General features: G+C 43.2%; 23 protein-coding genes and 1 pseudogene. 13 read left to right on the top strand and 11 right to left on the bottom strand.

The features are described from left to right. Positions 1-87: 87 nt before the first annotated feature. The gene (locus MiAbW_RS11335) at positions 88-1,689 is read right to left on the bottom strand and encodes a B12-binding domain-containing radical SAM protein (protein WP_151696208.1); all 1,602 of its coding nucleotides are present in this window, start codon (positions 1,687-1,689) and stop codon (positions 88-90) included. 458 nt (positions 1,690-2,147) lie between these two features. Between MiAbW_RS11335 and MiAbW_RS11325 the strand changes: the two genes are divergently transcribed. Beyond that, on the top strand, positions 2,148-2,324 hold the full coding sequence (locus MiAbW_RS11325) for a DUF4089 domain-containing protein (RefSeq protein WP_002740449.1): 177 nt from the start codon (positions 2,148-2,150) through the stop codon (positions 2,322-2,324). Next, positions 2,321-3,637 (top strand): AtzE family amidohydrolase, encoded by a 1,317-nt coding sequence (locus MiAbW_RS11320; protein WP_151696206.1) that lies wholly within the window; start codon positions 2,321-2,323, stop codon positions 3,635-3,637. The genes MiAbW_RS11325 and MiAbW_RS11320 overlap by 4 nt, the downstream gene beginning before the upstream one ends. Here the strand turns inward: MiAbW_RS11320 and MiAbW_RS11315 are convergent. Next, positions 3,634-4,794 (bottom strand): glycosyltransferase, encoded by a 1,161-nt coding sequence (locus MiAbW_RS11315; RefSeq protein WP_151696205.1) that lies wholly within the window; start codon positions 4,792-4,794, stop codon positions 3,634-3,636. The two genes, MiAbW_RS11320 and MiAbW_RS11315, sit on opposite strands and share 4 nt — an antisense overlap. A gap of 165 nt (positions 4,795-4,959) precedes the next feature. Between MiAbW_RS11315 and MiAbW_RS11310 the strand changes: the two genes are divergently transcribed. The 6 genes and pseudogenes from MiAbW_RS11310 to MiAbW_RS11285 form a co-directional block, all read left to right on the top strand. Then, positions 4,960-6,237 carry a glycosyltransferase gene (locus MiAbW_RS11310; RefSeq protein ID WP_151696204.1) on the top strand — a complete coding sequence of 426 codons (1,278 nt, stop codon included), beginning with the start codon at positions 4,960-4,962 and terminating at the stop codon, positions 6,235-6,237. Further along, the gene (locus MiAbW_RS11305; RefSeq protein ID WP_151696203.1) at positions 6,224-7,015 is read left to right on the top strand and encodes an MOSC domain-containing protein; all 792 of its coding nucleotides are present in this window, start codon (positions 6,224-6,226) and stop codon (positions 7,013-7,015) included. Before MiAbW_RS11310 ends, MiAbW_RS11305 begins: the two co-directional genes overlap by 14 nt. 182 nt (positions 7,016-7,197) lie before the next feature. Then, positions 7,198-8,262, top strand: a complete 1,065-nt coding sequence (locus MiAbW_RS11300; RefSeq protein WP_151696226.1) for an Mrp/NBP35 family ATP-binding protein — start codon at positions 7,198-7,200, stop codon at positions 8,260-8,262. A gap of 14 nt (positions 8,263-8,276) precedes the next feature. Next, on the top strand, positions 8,277-9,557 hold the full coding sequence (gene rodA / locus MiAbW_RS11295) for a rod shape-determining protein RodA (RefSeq protein ID WP_151696202.1): 1,281 nt from the start codon (positions 8,277-8,279) through the stop codon (positions 9,555-9,557). Positions 9,558-9,700: 143 nt separating this feature from the next. Beyond that, on the top strand, positions 9,701-9,961 hold the full coding sequence (locus tag MiAbW_RS11290) for a DUF4258 domain-containing protein (protein ID WP_151696201.1): 261 nt from the start codon (positions 9,701-9,703) through the stop codon (positions 9,959-9,961). After that, a pseudogene (locus MiAbW_RS11285) lies at positions 9,958-10,176 on the top strand (DUF2283 domain-containing protein); the annotation flags it as partial. The gene MiAbW_RS11290 and the pseudogene MiAbW_RS11285, both read left to right, overlap by 4 nt. 136 nt (positions 10,177-10,312) lie before the next feature. On the opposite strand, the gene MiAbW_RS11280 reads toward MiAbW_RS11285, so the two are convergent. Both MiAbW_RS11280 and MiAbW_RS11275 read right to left on the bottom strand, forming a co-directional pair. After that, positions 10,313-10,567 (bottom strand): DUF7219 family protein, encoded by a 255-nt coding sequence (locus MiAbW_RS11280; RefSeq protein ID WP_151696199.1) that lies wholly within the window; start codon positions 10,565-10,567, stop codon positions 10,313-10,315. 97 nt (positions 10,568-10,664) lie between these two features. Further along, complete coding sequence (locus tag MiAbW_RS11275) at positions 10,665-11,609, bottom strand: NAD(P)/FAD-dependent oxidoreductase (RefSeq protein WP_151696198.1); 945 nt, start codon at positions 11,607-11,609, stop codon at positions 10,665-10,667. A 97-nt stretch (positions 11,610-11,706) separates the two neighbouring features. Here MiAbW_RS11275 and MiAbW_RS11270 point away from each other — a divergent pair, with 97 nt between their 5' ends. Further along, positions 11,707-12,534 (top strand): YaaW family protein, encoded by an 828-nt coding sequence (locus MiAbW_RS11270; RefSeq protein ID WP_151696197.1) that lies wholly within the window; start codon positions 11,707-11,709, stop codon positions 12,532-12,534. A gap of 1 nt (position 12,535) precedes the next feature. Then, on the top strand, positions 12,536-13,810 hold the full coding sequence (locus MiAbW_RS11265) for an O-antigen ligase family protein (RefSeq protein ID WP_151696196.1): 1,275 nt from the start codon (positions 12,536-12,538) through the stop codon (positions 13,808-13,810). A 119-nt stretch (positions 13,811-13,929) separates the two neighbouring features. On the opposite strand, the gene MiAbW_RS11260 is transcribed toward MiAbW_RS11265, so the two are convergent. Both MiAbW_RS11260 and MiAbW_RS11255 read right to left on the bottom strand, forming a co-directional pair. Further along, positions 13,930-14,826 (bottom strand): AEC family transporter, encoded by an 897-nt coding sequence (locus MiAbW_RS11260; protein ID WP_151696195.1) that lies wholly within the window; start codon positions 14,824-14,826, stop codon positions 13,930-13,932. A gap of 49 nt (positions 14,827-14,875) precedes the next feature. Beyond that, positions 14,876-15,451 carry a Uma2 family endonuclease gene (locus MiAbW_RS11255; protein ID WP_151696194.1) on the bottom strand — a complete coding sequence of 192 codons (576 nt, stop codon included), beginning with the start codon at positions 15,449-15,451 and terminating at the stop codon, positions 14,876-14,878. A gap of 18 nt (positions 15,452-15,469) precedes the next feature. Here MiAbW_RS11255 and MiAbW_RS19590 point away from each other — a divergent pair, with 18 nt between their 5' ends. Next, positions 15,470-15,628: a hypothetical protein gene (locus tag MiAbW_RS19590; RefSeq protein WP_172967365.1), complete on the top strand. Its 159-nt coding sequence runs from the start codon at positions 15,470-15,472 to the stop codon at positions 15,626-15,628. A gap of 23 nt (positions 15,629-15,651) precedes the next feature. Here the strand turns inward: MiAbW_RS19590 and MiAbW_RS11250 are convergent, their stop codons facing one another. Next, positions 15,652-16,008 (bottom strand): nucleotidyltransferase family protein, encoded by a 357-nt coding sequence (locus MiAbW_RS11250; protein WP_151696193.1) that lies wholly within the window; start codon positions 16,006-16,008, stop codon positions 15,652-15,654. Further along, a complete protein-coding gene (locus MiAbW_RS11245; protein ID WP_151696192.1) occupies positions 15,968-16,828 on the bottom strand; it encodes a formylglycine-generating enzyme family protein in 861 nt (286 codons plus the stop codon). The genes MiAbW_RS11250 and MiAbW_RS11245 overlap by 41 nt, the downstream gene beginning before the upstream one ends. Before the next feature lie 308 nt (positions 16,829-17,136). Between MiAbW_RS11245 and hisH the strand changes: the two genes are divergently transcribed. Continuing rightward, entirely contained in the window at positions 17,137-17,775 is a 639-nt protein-coding gene (gene hisH / locus MiAbW_RS11240) for an imidazole glycerol phosphate synthase subunit HisH (RefSeq protein ID WP_151696191.1), read from the top strand. Here hisH and MiAbW_RS11235 read toward each other — a convergent pair. Both MiAbW_RS11235 and MiAbW_RS11230 read right to left on the bottom strand, forming a co-directional pair. Further along, positions 17,764-18,516, bottom strand: a complete 753-nt coding sequence (locus tag MiAbW_RS11235) for an ABC transporter ATP-binding protein (RefSeq protein ID WP_151696190.1) — start codon at positions 18,514-18,516, stop codon at positions 17,764-17,766. The genes hisH and MiAbW_RS11235 overlap by 12 nt on opposite strands. 97 nt (positions 18,517-18,613) lie before the next feature. Continuing rightward, the gene (locus tag MiAbW_RS11230; protein WP_151696189.1) at positions 18,614-19,729 is read right to left on the bottom strand and encodes a branched-chain amino acid ABC transporter permease; all 1,116 of its coding nucleotides are present in this window, start codon (positions 19,727-19,729) and stop codon (positions 18,614-18,616) included. A 242-nt stretch (positions 19,730-19,971) separates the two neighbouring features. On the opposite strand from MiAbW_RS11230, the gene MiAbW_RS11225 reads away from it, so the two are divergent. Beyond that, complete coding sequence (locus MiAbW_RS11225; RefSeq protein WP_151696188.1) at positions 19,972-20,628, top strand: response regulator transcription factor; 657 nt, start codon at positions 19,972-19,974, stop codon at positions 20,626-20,628. Positions 20,629-20,642: 14 nt separating this feature from the next. Here the strand turns inward: MiAbW_RS11225 and MiAbW_RS11220 are convergent, their stop codons facing one another. Next, complete coding sequence (locus tag MiAbW_RS11220) at positions 20,643-21,161, bottom strand: low molecular weight protein-tyrosine-phosphatase (protein ID WP_151696225.1); 519 nt, start codon at positions 21,159-21,161, stop codon at positions 20,643-20,645. Between the last annotated feature and the right edge of the window lie 2 nt (positions 21,162-21,163).

Below are 21,163 nucleotides of genomic sequence, written 5' to 3'. Positions count from 1 at the left end.
CTATCCGATCTACCTTGATAGAATAGCTCATTTGGGGTCTGATAGTCAAGACATTGTTTAAATGCGTCTTAGCTTATTAGCAATACTTTACCTTTTTGTTTGGGAATCTTCTAAATGTTTTATTAAAACATTCGAGGATAAAGGACCGTGCAAATGACTCCAGGGTAAAACCTTTTCTAAACGCCATTGCTGATGGACGTAATAATCTAGAGGGGGAATTTGTCCTTTTAGTTCCTTAAAAGCCCGTTTATAACTGCCTAAAGAATCACCGTAGCCACGAGTTAATTCTAACAGGGAAGTTAAGCGGCGATCTCCTCTAGATAATAGGGCTTGAATCACTGACCAATTATAACTCTCTGGTCGAAATTCTATGCCCTGTTTACCCAATTGTTTCTCTAGATATTTTAATCTTTTTTCGGCCATTTTATTAACGCCAAACCACTGAAAAGGAGTATGGGATTTAGGCACAAAGGTGCTGCAACCGAAAGAAATTCGCAGTCCAGAGGCGGCTTTTTTTAATGCTGTTAACATTTCCATAGTCGCCGCTATGTCTTCGGTTTCTTCTCCCGGTATTCCCACCATACCATAGAGTTTTATCCCTTTTAAACCGCCCGCTTTGGCATTAATGGCAGCTTGGATAATTTCATCATTGGCTAACTTTTTGTTGATGATTTCCCGTAGGCGATCGGAACCACTTTCTACGGCAATAGTAATTGATTTGCTGTCTCTTAGGGATAAAATTCTGGCTAATTTTTCCGTGACAGTATTAGTTCTAACTGAAGCGATCGAGAGTCTAACTCCCTCAAATTGTGGTTGAAAAAGATAATCAAGTAAGGTTTCAAATTCGGGATGTTGGCTGACAGAAGCCCCTAATAAACCCAGGCGATCGGTCACTTTTAACCCTTTTTCAATGGCGGGAATCAGGGATTCTAAACTAGCGGTACGAAAGGGTAAAGTTAGATAACTAGCTAAACAAAAACGGCACATTTCTGGACAACTTCGCACCACCTCTACCATATAAATATTCTCCCATGCCGCTTGTTTTGTTACCACCGTAGAAGCTGAAAGGGTATTACTGCGATAGGTTTGTTTACTAACAAAGGTAGGAAGATTATTATCTATGGGTAGAATTGACGTAATTTCACCTTCTGGACTATCATAATTAACGGTATATAAACTAGGAACATACACCCCCGGAACCTGGGCTAAATGACGGAGTTTTGTCTGGCGATCAGCGTTTCTCACCTCTTGATAGGCATTAATAAAATCAGCAATTAAATTTTCACCATCTCCCAATAAAATTACATCAAAAAAAGCGGCAAAAGGTTCGGGATTAGCGGTTAAAACTGGTCCACCCCCAAAAATTATCGCCTGCTGATCTTGCCGTTGATGACTGTGACAAGGAATTTCTAAAGATTCTAACAGTGAGAGGATATTAACATAGTCTAATTCCCAAGAAAAGGAAAAGCCAACTAATTCGGGATAACGGGGTAAAGATTCTTGAAAATCCGTAAATAAACGACTAACTTGTATATCTGATCGCAGGGCTAAAGTTGCCCAAACAATTTGATAACCTAAACTGGTTATACCCACGGAATACTGATTAGGAAAAGCAAAAATAGTTCTAATGGCATCACTGTGGGGTATTGCGGGAATAAAGAGAAGTTTTTCGTCTTGTAAGATAGTCATTTCAGTTATCAGTTATCAGTGACTGCCGCCGGTCGTCGGTAGCTTTGAATTTTCATTCTCTTGAAAGGGTAAGCTTGTTACCTCTTGTTTTTGGTCATATATGAGTTTAATTTAATCTGGAGGTGAAGGAGGGTAAAATATCTCATACTAAATCCGTTGAGTACAGGCTAGTTATGAGGAGAGGCAAAAGGCAAAGGGGAATAAATAATCAGTTTTTAATAACCGGATTTAGTATCAATATACAGTTCTATGATCATATCTCAGGTTATGCTCCTAGGGAGTCGGTGGTCAAGAACAAATTCAAGTTATACTTCCTCCCTAGGGATAGCTATTGTATTTACAGGAGATTTTCTCTTATATCCTAGCAATTTTCACAGCTTAACCAGGTGTCGATTTTATTCCTGAGCGATGCTTTCAAGCAAATCTTGATCTCCTTAACCCCAACCAGAACGAAATCTATGAATAATCCAGAAGAATACGTTATAATCATGGCGAAAATCCTAGATTTAACCATTCCCGATCGCTATTTAAATTCTGTGGTTGAAAACTGGCAACGCTTGCAAGAAATCGCCAGTTTAGTGACAGAATTTCCCTTAGAGGATGACGGGGAAAGCGCCCTCAGCTTTGAACCATGACTATTTCTGTGTGCAATTTAGCTCGATCGATCCAAAATCGTCAAACTAGCGCCTTAGAAGTTATTAGCCAGACTTTGGCGGAGATAGAAGCGAAAAATCGCCATTTAAATTGCTTTACCGACATTTTACAGCCTAGGGCGCTCGCTCAAGCCCAAAAAATTGATCAAGCGATCGCTAATGGGGAACCCGTCGGTGTCTTAGCAGGAGTCCCCTTCGCCGTCAAAAATCTCTTTGATATCAAGGGTATTGTCACCCTTGCCGGTTCCAAAATCAATCGAGATCACCCTGCCGCCGGACAAGATGCGATCGCTATTCAAACCCTAGAAGCAGCTGGGGCAGTTTTGGTGGGGGCGACCAATATGGATGAGTACGCCTACGGTTTTGTCACCGAAAATGCCCATTATGGAGCCACTCCCAACCCCCTCGATCCTAGTCGCGTATCGGGGGGATCCTCCGGCGGTTCCGCCGCTGCCGTTGCCGCTAATTTAGTGCCTCTCGCCCTCGGTTCCGATACTAATGGTTCGGTGAGGGTTCCCGCCGCTTGCTGTGGCGTGGTGGGGCTAAAACCCACCTTTGGGCGCGTATCCCGTCAGGGCCTATTTTTGTTCGTTAGTAGTTTGGATCATCCCGGATTTTTTAGCGACAATGTGGCGGATATGGCGGCTATTTGGGGTCTTTTTGCCAAGAATAACCTTAAAGTCCCTTTAAATGGCTTAGAGGGCGTAAAAATAGCCCTTGCCGATGATTATTTTCAGCAGGGAGCCGAACCGGAAGTATTCGAGGCGGTGACAGCGAGCGCCGAACGTTTAGGAGTGACCAAAAAAATCACCATTCCCGAAACCGTCCGCGCCAGGGCAGCCGCCTATATAATTACCGCTTCCGAGGGAGCAAATTGGCATTTACCGCGTTTACAGACCAGATTAGAGGATTTTGACCCCGCAACCCGGGATCGCTTCTTGGCAGGGGCATTAATTCCCTCTAGCTGGTATTTACAGGCTCAACGTTTTCGCCGTTGGTATCGCGATCGTTTGCGAGAGATTTTCGCCGAAGTCGATATTATCCTCACCCCGACGATTCCCTGTATTGCGCCGCCGTTAGGAGTAGAAAAAATGATTATTGACGGGCAAGAGCTATTAATTAGACCTAATTTAGGCAGATTCACCCAACCTTTTTCTTTGATTGGTTTACCTGCCCTTTCTTTGCCGATTAAACGTCCATCCCAGCTACCTTTAGGTTTACAAATCATCGCCGCCCCCGATCGCGAAGACTTAATCCTAAGGGTAGCCAGGGTTTTAGAAGAAATGCTTGCCTAAGAATCCGCTTCAATCACATCTAACCAAGCGGCGGCCGATCGCTCCCAGGTGTCATTTAGGGCAATTTGACGACATCTTTTGCGCTCTTGGGACAAAAGCTGGGGATTTTTCAGTAATTCGACAATTTTCCAGCCTATAGCTTCCTGAGTAGCCGGATCGGTTACTTCCCCCGGCACTTTCACACAGTAGTCTTTTTCTCGAAAAACAGCAAAATCCGTCACCACTGGCAGACAACCCACCACTGCCGACTCGCGCACGGAAATACAATCGATCTCACGATAGGTGCAACCGTAGTAATGAATAGCAGAGCGCGCTTTTTCCTCGATTAGTTGACGATAACCCATCATTCCGCGATCAACTACCCCCGGACTAGCTTTAATCAAAGCCATTAAATTATCGCGCCATTCCCTGCGATCGCCAATTTCATCCCGTTTAGTAAAACCATAGTAAAGATGTAACTCGGCTGCGGGAATTTCCGCCTTGATAATCGGCCAGCCATGCTTTAACATCGACTCTAGGCCCCGATAATAACGAGAGGCATAGACTAGACGATAGGGAAGATACTCACTTTGTGGCACCGTCTCACTTACAGCCAAAAGGGAAGTATCGATACCATTAGGAACAATTGGACATTGATGATCGGGACATAAATCCAGTAAATCCCTTTGATATTGGCTTTTACAGAAAATTTTGTCGTATCTAGCCAAAATTTCGGGGGTATAGGAGGCTGCCGGCACTTTAATATCTTGCCAATCAAAAAAAATTCGTTCTGCCTTGGTACCGGGGCGGCAATAGGTGGGATGGCGAGAGATCACCAATGTCTCAAAGTGATCTTGCCAATTCATCTGGTAATAATTAACATAGCGAATACCGTCCTGTTCCCCTTCCATGCCCTCACAATTGCCAAAAATCGTCACTTTATAGCCGCGTTTCGTCCATTCCTGCGCTAAAAAAGCCACCGATGCCTGGGTGCCACTGGCCCCCCGTTGCCAAATTTCCGCCGGACGCATGGGACGATATTTTTCTGTGTAAATAACGATCGATTTTTTCGGCCAACGACGGGCGCTCAAACGTTGTTTAATTTGAAATAGGGAAGGTGCGCTGGCTCGCAGCCATTGTTTGAGATTAGATTGTAGGGATGGAGTAGCTTGTGACACTCTTTTTCTCCAAGATCGAGGGAAAATAGGGGCGATGGGTGACAGAGTCTTAGTTCCTTGAATTTAACTCGATTTCTCGACTCAATAGAACAATTCGAGCCTATCATATAATGGGTTCATGTCAAAAATCAATCTTTTTATTGCCATCTATCTGCAAGGAAATCTATGAAAATTGTCATCCCGATCGTGTTTTATCGCAAAGGAGGAGTAGAAAGAGTCATTATCTCTTTAATACCTAGCTTATTAGAACACGTCGAACAAATTATTATCGTCCTCCCTCGTAAGGAAATTGAATATTTTAAGTCTTTAATGCCCGATTCCGATAAACTTATCTACGAAGACTTTCATTTTTACCCCCAGAGTTTTGAGACAAAATTAATCTATTTTTATGGTCTTCTAGCGAATTTTTATAAAACCATAAGACTGACTTCTACTCATCGTCTTTTCTCTCGTAGAATTGAACTTTTACGCATCGAAGCAAGAATTAATCAGATTATCAAGCGTTACCAAGCTGATCACTGTTTGTATGGGATAACTAATCGGATTTTCCCTCCTGATGTTAACGTTACTTTAAGTGGCATTATTTATGATGTCTTTTGGCAATTTGCTCCCTTAACTTACTCAGAATCCTATCAAGAAACCTACAATGAAGTCTTAAAAGAATGGTTAGATAAGGCCGATCTACTCTTCACAATTTCTCAAAAAACTAAAGACGATGTTTTAAAAGTTTTTCCCAATGCTACCTATGCCAGTAAATTAAAAGCTGTACCCTTAGCGGGATTTATCGATCAGTCTCATCCCAAGAGTGATTTAGTCAAAAGCGAGCTAGTTACTTTTTATTTTCCCTCCTCTTTTGGTATCTACAAAGATCATTTAACTTTGCTCAATGCAGCAATTACACTAGCGAAAAAAGGTTTAAAATTTCAAATAGTTTTTATCGGTAAAGAAACCGATAATCTAGTTAGTGGAAATCTGCAATTGTCTCAACAGTCCAAAACCCAAGAATACCAAGACTATCTCAAAGAATGTACCCAACTTTATCAGGAAAATAAAGAAATTTTCGAGAGTCATATCAAGGGATTAGGTTATCAAGACTATGAAACCTTGCAATTTTATTATCAAACCTGTTCCTGTGTGGTATTTCCCTCAAAATACGAAGGTTTTGGATTAGCAATAGCGGAAGCCATTTTACAAGGTATTCCCGTTATTGCTTCCGATTTAGAAGTGTTTCAAGAACAGGTAGAATTATATAATTGTCCCGAAAGAGTGCAATTCTATCATAGGGGAGATGCGGACAGTTTAGCTAATTGTTTAGAACAATTTATCCTCAATCCAATTCCTCGCTTGTTACCCGAAGATATTCCCAATAAAATTAATCTCTGGACGTGGGAAGATGTGGCTAAAAAATATGTAGAACTACTGAAAGAAAATGCAGGTTACTGATCTCTATATCTACCCGATTAAATCCTGTCGAGGTATTCAATTATCCCAAGCTGAAGTGACTCCTAAAGGTTTACTCTGGGATCGGGAAATGATGTTAGTGGATGGCAAGGGTAAATTTATCACTCAAAGAGAATATCCGCAATTAGCCAGGGTTTCTGTCACGATTACAGGAGATAAATTTTCTCTGAAAACATCTCAAGATTCCCTGACTTTTCAGCCTAATTTCACAGGAGAAAAAAGAGCGGTTCAAATCTGGGAATCCCAAACCATAGCCATGGATCAAGGAGATGAAATCGCCGAATGGTTTGAGAAAATTCTCGACATTCCTTGTCGTTTAGTGCGACAATCTCCCGATTATCCACGTCCTGCGAATCCTCGCTATGCGGGGAACGATCATACTCCCGTCAGCTTTGCCGATGGTTATCCAATTTTATTAACTAATACTGCTTCTTTAGAGGACTTAAATCGGCGTTTAGTCACACCGGTGCCGATGAATCTTTTTCGGACTAATATTGTTATTAGTAGCGATCGAGCTTTTAGCGAAAGTAGTTGGCAAAAGATCACAATTGGAGAGATAAATTATGCTCTAGTTAAACCCTGTAGTCGCTGTATTATTACCACCACTGATCAAGAAACAGGTAGGAGAAATCCCCAGCAGGAACCTTTAAAAACCTTAAGCACTTTTCGCCGTTTCCCCGGGGGCATCATGTTCGGAGAAAATGTCATCCCCGAAAAGACAGGTACAATTAAAGTCGGCGATCCTATTACCGTAATCTAGGGAAATGGGGGTTATCAGTTATCAGTTATCAGTTATCAGTTATCAGATGTGAGTTTTCAGTTCACTGATTACTGTTCACTGTTCACAGCAAAAAACTCCCCACTCCCCACTGATAACTGTGCGGGCATCAAGGTTAAGATAAATAACCATAAGAACAATACTTGATTAGAGACACTGAAACCATGCCCCTTGATACCGCATCGATTTTAGAAGTATTACGTCCCGTTCAAGATCCAGAACTGCAAAAAAGCCTAGTGGAATTGAACATGATCCGCAATGTGGCGATCGATGGCGGAAAAGTTAGCTTTACCCTAGTTTTGACCACTCCTGCCTGTCCTTTACGCGAATTTATCGTGGAAGACTGCCAAAAAGCCGTTAAACAGCTGCCCGGGGTGGAAAGTGTCGCCGTGGCAGTAACTGCCGAAACCCCGCAACAAAAAGCTTTACCTGATCGCCAAGGTGTGGAGGGGGTTAAAAATATTATCGCCGTTTCCAGTGGTAAGGGCGGTGTGGGAAAAAGTACCGTGGCTGTCAATATCGCCGTCGCCTTGGCTCATTTAGGGGCAAAAGTGGGGCTATTAGACGCGGACATCTACGGCCCCAACGCCCCAACAATGTTGGGCTTAAATGACGCACAAGTGACCGTACAGGGCGCAAATGGCGAGATATTGGAACCCGCTTTTAACCATGGCATCAAAATGGTTTCCATGGGCTTTTTGATCAACCCCGATCAACCGGTAATCTGGCGCGGTCCGATGTTAAACGGCATTATCCGTCAGTTTCTCTATCAAGTCAATTGGGGCGATTTAGACTATTTAATCGTCGATATGCCTCCCGGTACCGGGGATGCACAATTAACTTTAATTCAATCGGTCCCCCTAGCGGGTGCGGTGATTGTCACCACTCCCCAGACGGTTTCTTTAATTGATGCGCGCCGGGGTTTAAAAATGTTCCAACAGCTAGGGGCGCGGGTTTTGGGTATCGTGGAAAATATGAGTTATTTTATCCCCCCCGATCAGCCCGATCGCTCCTATGATCTATTTGGGTCCGGTGGTGGGGAAAAAACCTCGCAAGAATTGGGCATTCCTTTACTGGGATGTGTGCCTCTGGAGATATCCCTCCGGGAGGGCGGTGATACTGGTGTACCAGTAGTTTTAGGGCAACCAGAATCGGCCTCAGCTAAAGCCCTGATAGCGATCGCTCGTCAGGTGGCGGCGAAAGTATCCGTGGCAGCCTATAGTCAGTAAATATGGGGAGAGAAATGGTGAGAAGACAGTCCCTTGTTAGTAGGAAACTAAGCGGTTTTAACGAACAGTTTAGCTTCATTTTCCGGGATATAGCCCAAATTGATTGGCTTTTGTTCGTTTTGGTGACGGGTTTAACCGTTTTCGGTGGTTTAATGATTCGTAGTGCCGAAAGACATACCACTGCTCTCGATTGGTGGCAACACTGGTTATTCGGGGCTGTGGGAGTGGCGATCACTTTATTTCTGGCCCGTTGTCGTTACGAAAGTCTGCTGAAATGGCACTGGTTAACCTATCTTCTCACCAATCTCTCCCTAATTGCGGTAATTATCCTAGGGGTGACGGCGAATGGGGCGCAAAGTTGGATTAATATCGGCAGTTTTAACGTGCAACCGTCGGAATTTGCCAAGGTAGGTTTAATTATCACCCTAGCAGCCCTCCTACATCATCGTCCCGCCGATAATCTTTTTGCGATCGCTCGTGTCTTTGCCGTCACTGCCATCCCCTGGGTATTAATTATGGCGCAGCCGGACCTGGGGACAGGATTAGTTTTTGGGGCAATTACCTTAGGCATGATTTACTGGGCTAATGCGAAACTGCCTTGGATGATTATCCTCTTATCCCCCCTCGCATCGGTTTTTCTGTTTAATTTACTTTTTCCTGCTTGGATTGTTTTAGCAATTATCATCGCTGTGCTTGCTTGGTTTACCCTTCCCTACCGTTTTTTATCTACTTTCATCGTGGTGGCAACTAATCTGGCAGTGGGTAAATTAGGCGAGGTTTTTTGGGGTTTATTAAAAGAATATCAAAAAGATCGTTTAACCCTATTTCTTGACCCAGAAAAGAATCCTTTGGGGGGAGGTTATCAATTAATTCAATCCCGCATTGCCATCGGATCCGGAGAATTATTGGGACGGGGATTACACCAAGGCACCCAAACCCAATTAAATTTTATTCCCGAACAACACACCGATTTTATCTTCACCGTAGTCGGGGAAGAATTTGGTTTTGTCGGCAGTATTCTAGTTTTAATAGCTTTCTGGTTAGTTTGTTGGCGTTTGTTAGTCATTGCTAACACTGCTAAAGAAAACTTTGGTTCTTTAATAGCGATCGGTGTTCTCTCGATGATCGCTTTTCAGGCAATTCTTAATATTAGCATGACCGTGGGATTAGCCCCGATTACAGGGATTCCTTTACCCTGGTTGAGTTATGGACGTTCATCTTTATTAACCAATTTTATTGCCTTGGGTTTAGTGGAATCCGTGGCTAATTATCGCCCCCGTAAGCGTTTGTACTAAGTAGTCGTGCAGCTATCAGTTATCAGATTTGAGTTTTAAGTGACAGAGTATGGCTCTTCTGCTTTCTGTGTCGTGAACTATCAATTGTCCCTTGACAAGATAGTTAAATAGTGTGATAATATAATCTACCAAGGGGTTGTGTCGTGAACTATCAATTGTCCCTCCACGCCCAAGAACAGATAGAACAGCGAGAAATTCCTCTGGCAATGGTTGAGTCAGTACTGGTCAGCCCACAGCAGTTGATTCCGCAGTCAGATGGCACGAAGGTCTATCAGTCCCAGCTTGATTGGGGGATGGAAAAAATTTACTTGCTGCGTCTGGTCGTCCGTGATGAAATTGAACCTTGGCTGGTGGTGACAGTTTATAAAACCAGCAAAATTAGCAAGTATTGGAGAACGCCATGAAAGTGACCTATGATCCAGTCGTTGATGCTCTCAAAATCACCTTGAGTAATGTGCCGATTGCAGAAAGCGACGAGCAGAGTCCTGGAGTGATTCTCGACTATGATCAGTCGGGCAACGTTGTGGGGTTAGAAATCCTCAATGCTCAGGATCGGATGGACAATCCCCAGTCTTGTGAATATTCGATTCTGACCACTAAACCGGAATTAGTCGCCACTTACCCAGTCCCAGTCTCTCAGAATACTGCCAGCTATGGCGAGAAAGCGCTGAGATAACTGTAAGAACTACTTGACCCACTTTTGTTAATGTGCCACTTTAGATACTGTTTACTGATCACTGAAAAACCCCCGTCTCTCAATCTCCGTGATCCTCAAAATGATTAGCTAGTAGGAGTTTTCGACTGGTATTTAACTCTTGCCAAAGCTGGTTAATTTTCTCGTAAGCTTCCGTGGAGGTAAGTTTTCCCCCACTGTGTAAACCAGCGATAAAAGAGACTCTCAGGGCAAATTCCTGCAAATTAGCGTTAAAAACTAGATTTTGTGGCGTGAATAAGCCCCTGTAGCTGGTTTTAGGGTAGAGAAAGTTATCTTTAGAATTGAATTTTTCCATTGTGACCACCCCCCCAGTATAGGATACCTACATTATTATATATTTAACCTTTTGTTAACTTAAGCTTAACCTAAGAATTTAAACCTTCTCTAGATTCTTAAGAGAGTAGCTGCTGAACTTGATTAGCCGCCGCTATCCCAGAAGTTAAGGCCGTTTCTAGGGAAGAATTTCTCGATAAATCTCCCCCTTGACACCAATCACCACAGGCAACTAGAGGTAAAGGACTATTAACACTTAAACAGGGTACAGCTAAACCCTGACGGACTAAAGCATAACGCCAACGGTGCATCTGAGACCAATCCGGGAGAGGCAAAGAAGCACGAGCGAGCAAATCTAGCTTAACTGCTTCTAAATCCTCGCTATCGAGATATTTAACCGCAAAATCGGCACTACTATGCACAACAAAGACATAATCAGGGGATGATTGCCGTTTACTGCTATCAAGTCCTAACCAAGCGATAGCGGTGGAGGGAGTAACTGCGGGTAAAGAATCGCCATAACCCGCCATTACCGTTAAACAGGGATCGTAAACGATTGATCGCAATTCTGGCATAGTAGTTATGGGAGAGTTTTCTAACAATAACGCTGCTTGCGGGGCGGGAATAGCCAGGACAATCACCGAAAACTCTCCCCGAATTTGACCGTTATTGTCTAAAACCCATGTTTCTTGACGATTTTCCAGACGAGTAACCAAAAAATCTCGTTCAATTTCTAAACCTTTAGCTAAAAATTTCGCCACGCTATTGATGCCAGAAGGAGCAACATAGCTAGAATCAAACCAAGAAGTAACTATATTCTCTCTCAGGAGATTATCAATTAAAGCCGCCGTTTTTTCGCCCTGAATAGTCAAAAAAGGCAAGCCATGATCCACAGCAATCTCTTGATTGGCTCGGTTAACCCGTCGCGTGGCTAAACGACCACCAATGCCTCTAGACTTATCAAATAGCTTCACAGTATAACCTCGATCGCACAACTGACGAGCGCAGGTTAACCCGGCTAAACCTGCGCCAATGATCCCAACATTAATCGAAAAATTTGTCACTAGCCTTCCTAATCCTGTGAACCCTTGAGTTAATATTATTAGTAATCGGCACTAGCGAAACTAAGTTGATTATTGGGGCTGAGGAGGACAAACCACATTGGACGAACTACGCACAGCTTTGGAGTTAGCCACCGAGGAGGAACTACAGCAAATCACTAACATCCTCTTTTGCCGTCGTTTTAACCCTCTCGATTATCTACGAGCGCCCGACGCAATCGCCGTTCAAAGTCAGGATTGGGAAAGTTGGTTAGATAGCGTCGAGGATCGTTTTCGTTATTTGGCTGCCGACGGTGTGACAGTATTAAAAGGTCAAACCGAAAAAGTTAGTTATCGTCAAATTCTCGTCCGTGTCTGTCATTTCCTCAAGGTTCCCTACTCCCAAAAAATGCCGACAACGGAAATTGAAGCGGAAATCTATCTTCATCTGGTTAACAAAGCTTGGAAACGTCTCCCCCCATCGGAACAAAAATCCCTCTCGATTCAAATTCAAAAGGCGCTCGCGGATTGCCGCACTCCCCAACCCTTACCGGTTCACCTACAACACAATCCCCTCGATATAGTCCTCAAAGGCAGTAGCGTCATCGCCCTTAATTCTATCCTGAAACCGATTCTGCTCAAACATATCGCCGGGCAGTTCGCTCTCCATTTTGTCCGCTATCAAGGGGCAAAAACTGCCGTGATCCAGGGTGGGGCAATTGCTAATCAATTAGCCCTACAAACGGCTAAACAGGGCATGACTAGAGCGGCAGCCCGCTACGGAGCGGTCAGAACCGTGTTAAGCTTGGCTGGACCTGCTTTATGGGGTTGGTTTATTGCTGATCTCGGTTGGAAAGCGATCGCCACCGATTACGGCCGGATTATCCCGACTATTTTTGCCCTTGCCCAAATTCGTCTGACTCGTGACGATTGTTGGCAACCTGCATAGCATGAAAAAGATTTTTTGTCAAGGGTGGGAGTGGAATTTAATACTTTTTTCAGTTTTTATCGCCATGATGCTGCCGGAGTTGGCGGGTATCGGCATTATTATCGTCTTAATTAGGGTTTTTATCGGCAATTTTCGGGCAATTATTCGGTCACGTCTCAATCAAGGTCTCGGTATCGTCACTTTTTGGCTGATGTGTAGTGCCAGTCTTTCCCCAACTCCGGGGGATGCTTGGATTGGTTTGGGAAATTTCCTACCTTTTTTCTTCTTTTTTAGCAATATCAGACAATTAATTAAAAAACCCTCTCAATTGCGTCAACTAGCTTGGGTGATGGTTATCCCCTCAGTTTGGGTAGTGGTGATGGGATGGGGACAAATTTTTCTCGGTTGGCAAAAACCGGAAGCATTAAAAGGGATTTTTACCTGGCCCTACGGAGCGGGGGGTGAACCTTTGGGGCGAATGTCTTCGGTTTTTATGTATGCTAATCTTTTGGGGGCTTATTTACTCATAACTCTGATTTTAGCGATCGGTTTATTAATTCTAACTTGGCGGCAGTGGCACAGACAAAGAAATCGGAATTTAAATCTCAAAATCGGGTTTTTAACTTTAACTATATTTATCGACAGTGTAGGGCTATTTTTAAGCAATTCTCGCAATGCTTGGGCCTTAGCCTTTTTAGGTTGCCTAATTTTTGCCCTTTATCTGGGTTGGAATGCCTTAGTCGCCTGTTTTGTCCTCTTGGGGGGGGTGATTTCTCTTGCTTCTTGGGGGCCAAATCCTTTGAGGGATAGTTTGCGTTTCTTGGTTCCTAGGGCGATTTGGGCGCGATTATCCGATGAAATGTTCCCCGATCGCCCTCTAGCTACTCTCAGATCAACTCAATGGCGTTTTACTCTAGAAATGACCCAAGAAAGACCTCTATTGGGTTGGGGATTACGCAGTTTTACACCTCTCTACGAAAAAAGTCAGGGATTATGGTTAGGTCATCCCCATAATTTATATTTGATGTTAATGGCAGAAACGGGAATTATCGGCTTAATTTTATTGTCTGTTTGGGTGGGTTGGATTTATGCCCAAGGGTGGCGTTTATTTATCTTTCTGCGGCAACAAAAAGCCGGGGGTGAGTTAATTATCTTTACCTATCTGGTGGCCTTTGGCTCTTGTGTTTTATTTAATCTCGTCGATGTCACCCTCTCCGATGTCAAGATTAATACTATTGTTTGGTTTCTCTTGGCTGCCATTGCTGGGGTGAGTCAAAGGTTAAATTATGAATTATGAATTATAAATTGGGAAGTGGGAAGTGGGAAGTGGGAAGAATACTGCCTACTGCCTCCTGCCTCCTGAATACTGACTCCTGACTCCTAACCCCACCAACAAACTTTTTCAGCAAACCCTACTTATAAATAGACTTTTAATACCCAAAGAAAGAAAGGAATAGTCAGAAAACTAGCAAGGGTAGTGACAACAACTGTGCGGGCCATTAAAGCGGCTGAACCACCGAATTCTGTGACTAAAATGACAGTATTAACGGCGGTGGGCATGGCACTTTGTAGGATGAGAATTTTTATATCCATACCGGTTAATCCTAAACTATTGCCGATGGCAAATGCCAAAAGAGGAGCGACTAAAAGACGCAAACCAGTCCCTAATAATTCTAATTTACCGATCGCTAATTTTTGCTGAGATAATTGGATACCTAGGATAATTAAAGCCAAAGGAATTGCCGCTTGTCCTAGATAGCTAACACTTTTATCTAATTGCAGGGGAAGATGAAAAGGGAAAGTTTGAAAGCCAATGCCGATAAAAATTGACCAGATTAAGGGCAATTGAAAAACTAAGCGAAATCCTGAGAGAAAGCTTTTTCCTCGCAAATAAGCGGGACTAATACCAAATAAAAGAATACTAGAGCCAATCATATAGATTATCGCTCTTTCCAGTCCGGCCGCACCCAGGGCAAAACTAGCCACTGGTAAACCCATATTACCGTTATTGGGCATCACGGCGGCAGCCATGAGGCTTTTGCGGGTATCGGCATCGAGACTGAGACAATAGGCGATAATTTCGACGACAATCACCATTACCAGTGAAATAAGGGCAAAGCCTAGGAGAATTAAACCGATATTGCTGCCGGATAAAGTGGTGTGATAGAGTCCATCAATCACCAAAGCGGGGGCAAGAATATATACCGTGATTTGGGAAAGGGAATGCACTTCCACAGTGAGAATTTTTCCTGCTATCACACCGATGAGGATGATAAAACCCACTGGAACAATAGCGGAGAGAATAGCAAGCATTAATCAAGTAAAAAGTAAATAGTACATAGAAAAAAACTTATCTGATTTTTTAACAGATTTCTGTTATATCTTCGTATAAAGATTCGATCGCACAGTGAACATCGATACTAGCTAGATAAATATCTGCTCCTTTGCTGTAGGGATAAAGAACCCAGAATCCTTCGTCATTGCGACGAAAACAATCTACACCGATGCGTTCTTGACTGATAAGAACATATTCTTCTAAAGTTTCAAGGGAACGATAGTCGGCAAATTTATCGCCCCGGTCAAAGGCAGCAGTAGTGGGGGATAATACTTCTACAATCAAGCGCGGATAACGGATAAAATCTTCTGAGAAAGACTGATTATCTCGCGAGTCGCAAGTGACTACAAGATCGGGATAAAAATAACTATTAGCTATTTCTAGACGAACTTTCATATCTGTGGCATAGACAAGACAACCACTACCCCGCAGCCGGTTTTTTAAAAGTGTGGCTAAGTTGATAATAATCATACCGTGGGCTTTACTCGCACCAGCCATGGCGTAGGTTTGACCGCGAATGTATTCGTGTTTATTTTTAGCTATTCTCTCCCTTGCTAAATAATCTTCTGGGGAAAGATAGTTATAGTCAAAGTTAGCAATCATTTGATTAAATCACCTTTATTGTCTCTAAAATCAATTCTAACTCTCGATCGAGGAGCGGTACATTTTCAAAAATTGTCTGACCAACACCTGCAAATTTTGCTGGTTGCTCGGCAAATTATCGAGCTAATTGACCTGCTCGGACAATATCTAGTAAAAAAGCCTTATCCCGCCACATAAATCCCTTGTGCTGTCCCTAAAATCTATCGTTGACGAATCCAATTATGACTCTGCTCGATCGATTTTTTCGTTAGCAAATCAACTTTCCGTCCCAATAAATTCTCTAATTCCCGTTTCATCCTCGAAAACTCCAGAAGTCCCCAAGAAACACTATCTTGGAAACTGACCAGTATATCAATATCGCTGTCTGGACGAAAATCTTCCCGTAAAACCGATCCGAATAAACACATTTCAGATATCTGCCATTTCTGACAAAATTCGCTGATTATTTGCTGGGGTAGTTCTATTTTCAATTTTTTCACCTCCCTGTCACTGGTAATCAGTGATCGGCTTTCAGATTTAAGGAGAATTATCGCTAACGACACGAAAACCAATATCATAGAGTCCGGCAGCAGCCAGAAATTTGACTCGGTAGGCCGAGCGACATTTGTTAGGGCCATCATTCCAGGAACCGCCGCGTAAAACTCGTCTGTCTTTATCTTCTATTGTGGCCGTTTGGTAGTTATCGCGCCAGTAATCTGCACACCATTCCCTGACATTTCCGTGTAGGTCGTACAGTCCGAAAGGGTTAGCGACGGCAAACATTCCCACTGGTGTGGTTTCCCTGCGATCGCATCCGAGGGAACCTTCCCCATAACGACCATAACTGCACACTTTCCCGCCATAATCCCAGTCCACCCCAGAATAGTTGGCTAAATCAGTGGAAATTGTCGGGCCAAAGTGGAAGGGGGTGGATGTTCCTCCCCGACAAGCGTATTCCCATTCTTTTTCTGCGGGTAAACGATAATTCAGTCCCGTGAGACGAGATAGGCGATCGCAAAATTCCACCGCTTCCCACCAGTTAATTTGTTCTACGGGGCGATCGTAACCTTCAAAATGGGCCGGATAGGGATTAAGTTCAATATTTACCGGTTCTAATTTTGCCACCTCGCGCCATTGTCGTTGGGTAATTGGGTAGCGACTCAGACAAAAAGCCTGAATATTAACCGGAGATTGGGGACTTTGACTCGATTTCCAGCCTAACTCGCTTTTGGGCGCACCGATGAGGTATTGACCGCCAGGGATAGAAATCATCTCTAAAAAGGTTTTTTTGCTTAAAAAATATTTATAACCTCGATTAGTGACTTTTTCCCGTTTAATTTCCTCACCTTTGCCATTAACAGTGACCACCTCATCGGTAAAATCTAGCCATTCTCCCATTCTGCCCCCCTCTATCGGTTATCGGTTATCGGTTGATTGGGTTAAGCCGCGAGCCTAGAAAAATCTCGAAACCTACCAGTTATAAGAATAACAAGACTTCGATCGATTACCTAGAGACTGTTGGTATTTGAGAAAAGAATTGAGATAGCCTCTGTTGGTTGTGGGAAAAGGGTTTGAGCGATTATGTATAGCTGATTACAAATCAGCCGGTTGCAGGTTCAAATCCCATTTAACAACTTTTGAGTCAAGACCTAATCTAGCAGCGTGATTGCTCTAAAATAAGGTCATCGCCTGATCAGTATATAGCAATGACCTTAATCGCTGTCATCGATTATGACATGGGAAATCTGCACTCTGCCTGTAAAGGACTGGAAACCGTGGGTGCAGTGCCGAAAATTACCGATTCTCCCCTAGATCTAGAAAAAGCTGACGCTATTGTTTTACCCGGAGTCGGTTCTTTTGATCCTGCTGTCCGGCAAATTCGCAGCCGTCATCTCGAAAAACCGATCAAAGTTGCGATCGCTAATGGTAAACCCTTTCTCGGTATCTGTCTCGGTTTACAAATTCTTTTTGACTCATCAGAGGAAGGTCAAGAGGCGGGTTTAGGGGTTATTCCGGGGACAGTGCGCCGTTTTCGCTCGGAACCTGGCATTACCATTCCCCACATGGGTTGGAATCAATTAAACTTCACCCAGCCGGATCATGCTCTTTGGCAGGGATTACCCCCGCATCCTCACGTCTATTTTGTCCATTCCTATTATGTCGATCCCCTTGATAGTCATCTAACTGCTGCCACCGTCACCCACGGCAGTCAAACGGTGACAGCAGCGATCGCTCGTGAGCGTTTGGTGGCGGTGCAGTTTCACCCGGAAAAATCCTCGACTAATGGCTTAAAAATTCTGGCTAACTTTGTTGAACAGGTGCAAAAATTAGCTTTAGTCTCCTAAATAAGCCTTTAAAACCCGCTCGTTTTTTTGGATTTCGCTGGGAATGCCATCGGCTAAATTTGTCCCTTCTGCTAATACCCAAACGTGGTGACAAAGGGACATAATCACATCCATATTATGCTCGATAATTAAAAAGGTAATTCCCTGACGATTCCATTCGATAATATGGTCGCTGATTTGAGCGATTAAAGTGGGATTAACTCCGGCGGCCGGTTCATCTAATAAAATTAATTTTGGCTCAGTCATTAGCGCTCGGCCAATCTCTAATAATTTACGCTGTCCTCCCGATAAAGCCCCCGCATAATCCTGCGCTTTCTCCCCTAGACCGATCAAATCTAATATTTCCAAAGCTTTGGCACGATTTTCCTGTTCCTGTTGGCGAATTTTTGCCCCCTGAAACCAGACTTTCAGAAAATTTTCTCCCGTTTGTCCAGGACTAGCTAAGAGCATATTTTCTAACACCGTTAATCGGGATAATACCCTGGCGACTTGAAAAGTTCTCACACATCCTTTTAGGGCAATTTGATAGGGAGGCAGTTGATGAATAGGCTGACCATCAAGAAAAACTTCTCCTTTATCTGGGCGAATAAAATTAGATAAAAGGTTAAAAAGTGTAGTTTTGCCGGCTCCATTTGGCCCAATTAACCCCGTGATGCTGCCCTGCGGCACGTCCAAATAAGCATTATTGACGGCGCGAATGCCTCCAAAACTTTTCGATAATCCTTTGGCAGAAAGTAACATATATAAATTATGAATTATGAATTATGAAGTGGCAAGTGTTTTCAGTTAACAGTAAACAGTGAACAGTAATCGATGAACTGATAACTGATAACTGAAATTATTTTCCCAAAGTTAACTCCTCTTTTTTGCCGAGGATACCCTGGGGGCGCCAGATCATTAAAACCATGAGCAGCAGACCGATAATCATAATCCGTAAAGCCCCTAATTGGCTATCATTAAAAATATCTAATTGGGGTAGAATAAAACGAGTCAGGGAATCGTAGGCCCAGAAAATTATTGATCCTAGTAAGGTGCCGGCATTGCTACCAGAGCCACCGAGAATGATAATAATCCAAGCGTTAAAAGTCAATAATGGCTCAAAATTAGTCGGGTAAATAGTGGTTAATTGCCATGCTAAAAAAGCCCCGGCTAAACCAGCGATCGCACCGCCTAACATCAAAGATTGTAACTTATACCAAAAGACATTTTTTCCCAAGGCCCGGGGAATTTCTTCATCTTCGCGGATAGCTTTGAGGATGCGTCCCCAAGGCGATCGCAAAAGTAATTCTAAACCAGTATAAACGAGAGCGAGGAGGACTAAAACTACCACCATCAGCCCAGCTTTGTAATTATAGTCATTCAAGGCAATTACACCGTTTATATACAGAAAAAGCAGTATTATCGCCCCTAACGACCCCCAAAAGATTAAAGCCCTCTTTTGCGTCGGTTGATAGCTTTTACCGCTAATTTGCCCCGCTTCGCGCCATTGTCGTTGCAGATTGCGCCCCAATTGCCAGAGAGCAAAGATAGCAAGCAGGGTAAACAGGGCAATAATTAATAATTTGACGGGAAAACTGGGATTTATATCCAAAGGTAGGGGATAACGTTGTAGTCCGAAACTGCCTTTCGTTAACCAATCCTCGTTAAGCACCAGCAAACGAATTAACTCAGACACCCCGATGGTGACAATCGCTAGATAATCAGATCTTAATCTCAGGGTGGAAAAACCGATTGCCAATCCCAACAATGCCCCTAGTATCGCCCCGACAATGGCGGCAAAAATCATCGGTACACCCTGTAAAGTCAATAAAACCGTTGCATAAGCCCCTAAAGTGGCAAAAGCAACGTGACCAAAGTTAATTAAGCCAGTAAATCCCCATTGTAGATTTAAACCGAGGGCAAAAATCGCGTAAATACCCGCCCAAATTGTCAAGGAAACCAAATAATCTGTCATCTTAAGTAAAAAGTAAAAAAGGGGTTGGGGGAGTGAGGGAGTGGGGGAGTGGGGAGATGGGTAGAAAAAAGCTGAAAACTCACATCTGATAACTTATAACTGATTACTGATCACTGAAAAGACTGATTGCTAACTGCTAGTATAATATCAGTTAAAACGGCCTCTGTAGCTTGATGGACAATTGTGATGAGCGGAGGGTGCTAGGCTATTAATAACGAAAAAACCTTGTCCTGTTAATTTCTATGCCTCTTTTGATTCTAATTGCCGATGATGACCCTGGTATCCGCCTAGCGGTCAAAGACTATTTAGAATTAGCAGGTTATAGTGTGGTAGCGGCGAGTAATGGTGTGGAAGCTTTGACTTTATTGGATACCTATCATCCCCATCTTTTGGTATCGGATATCAAAATGCCGCATTTAGACGGTTATTCTTTGGTGACTAAGGTGCGGCAACAGCCAGAATTTAGGTTATTACCAGTAATTTTTTTAACCGAAAGAGGGTCAACAGAGGAAAGAATCCGCGGTTATCAAGTGGGTTGTGATATCTATCTTCCTAAACCTTTTGAGATGGAGGAGTTAAAAGCAGTTATTCGCAATCTTTTAGAGCGATCGCAAATGGTGCAAAGTGAACGTCAATATCAGAAATTAAAACCAGAAGAAAGCCCCAAAACTAGGGATGTTTTAACTTCTTCTTTACAGGACGATTTTAAGTTAACTAATCGCGAGCGGGAAGTGTTAGAACATTTAGCACGGGGACTTTCTAACAGTGAAATTGGGCAGAAACTGCATCTTAGCTCTCGCACGATCGAGAAATATGTTAGCAGTTTACTCAGAAAAACAACTACTAACAATCGCGCCGAATTGGTTCGTTTTTCCCTCGAACATAGATTAATTGATTAACTGGAAGAAAAAACTTAAATTTTGCGTTTTACTTCCTCCAAAAGACTGCCACAGGAGTCTAAAAGTAGCTCGATTACACGGTCAAAACCTTCACGACCACCGTAGTAGGGATCGGGAACTTCTTTTTCTGGGTGATAACGAGCATAGTCACACATTAACTTGACCTTTTTTTGATATTTTCCTGTCCGATCTAGGGATAAAATATCTTGATAATTGGCTTTATCCATGGCTAGGATTAGATCAAAATTCTCGAAATCTTCGCGGGTAAATTGTCTAGCTGTCCCTTGCAGAAGAATACCGCGTTTTTTGGCGGCCGTATTCATGCGAGAATCAGGAGGAGAACCGATATGATAACCGGCAGTCCCCGCAGAATCACAGAGGATTTTATTGCCTAATCCTTCTTGTTCAATCAGATAAGTCATGATATTCTCGGCAGCGGGAGAACGACAGATATTTCCTAAACAGACGAAGAGTAGTTTATAGGGCATAAATTGACTGGTAGAATCATCACTAAATTGCCAATTATAGGGCATTT

This window comes from Microcystis aeruginosa NIES-4325 (assembly GCF_008974145.1).
Taxonomy (GTDB): domain Bacteria; phylum Cyanobacteriota; class Cyanobacteriia; order Cyanobacteriales; family Microcystaceae; genus Microcystis; species Microcystis aeruginosa_G.
The sequence above is the reverse complement of the archived record's forward strand: the minus strand, read 5'-3'. Positions and strand labels throughout refer to the sequence as shown.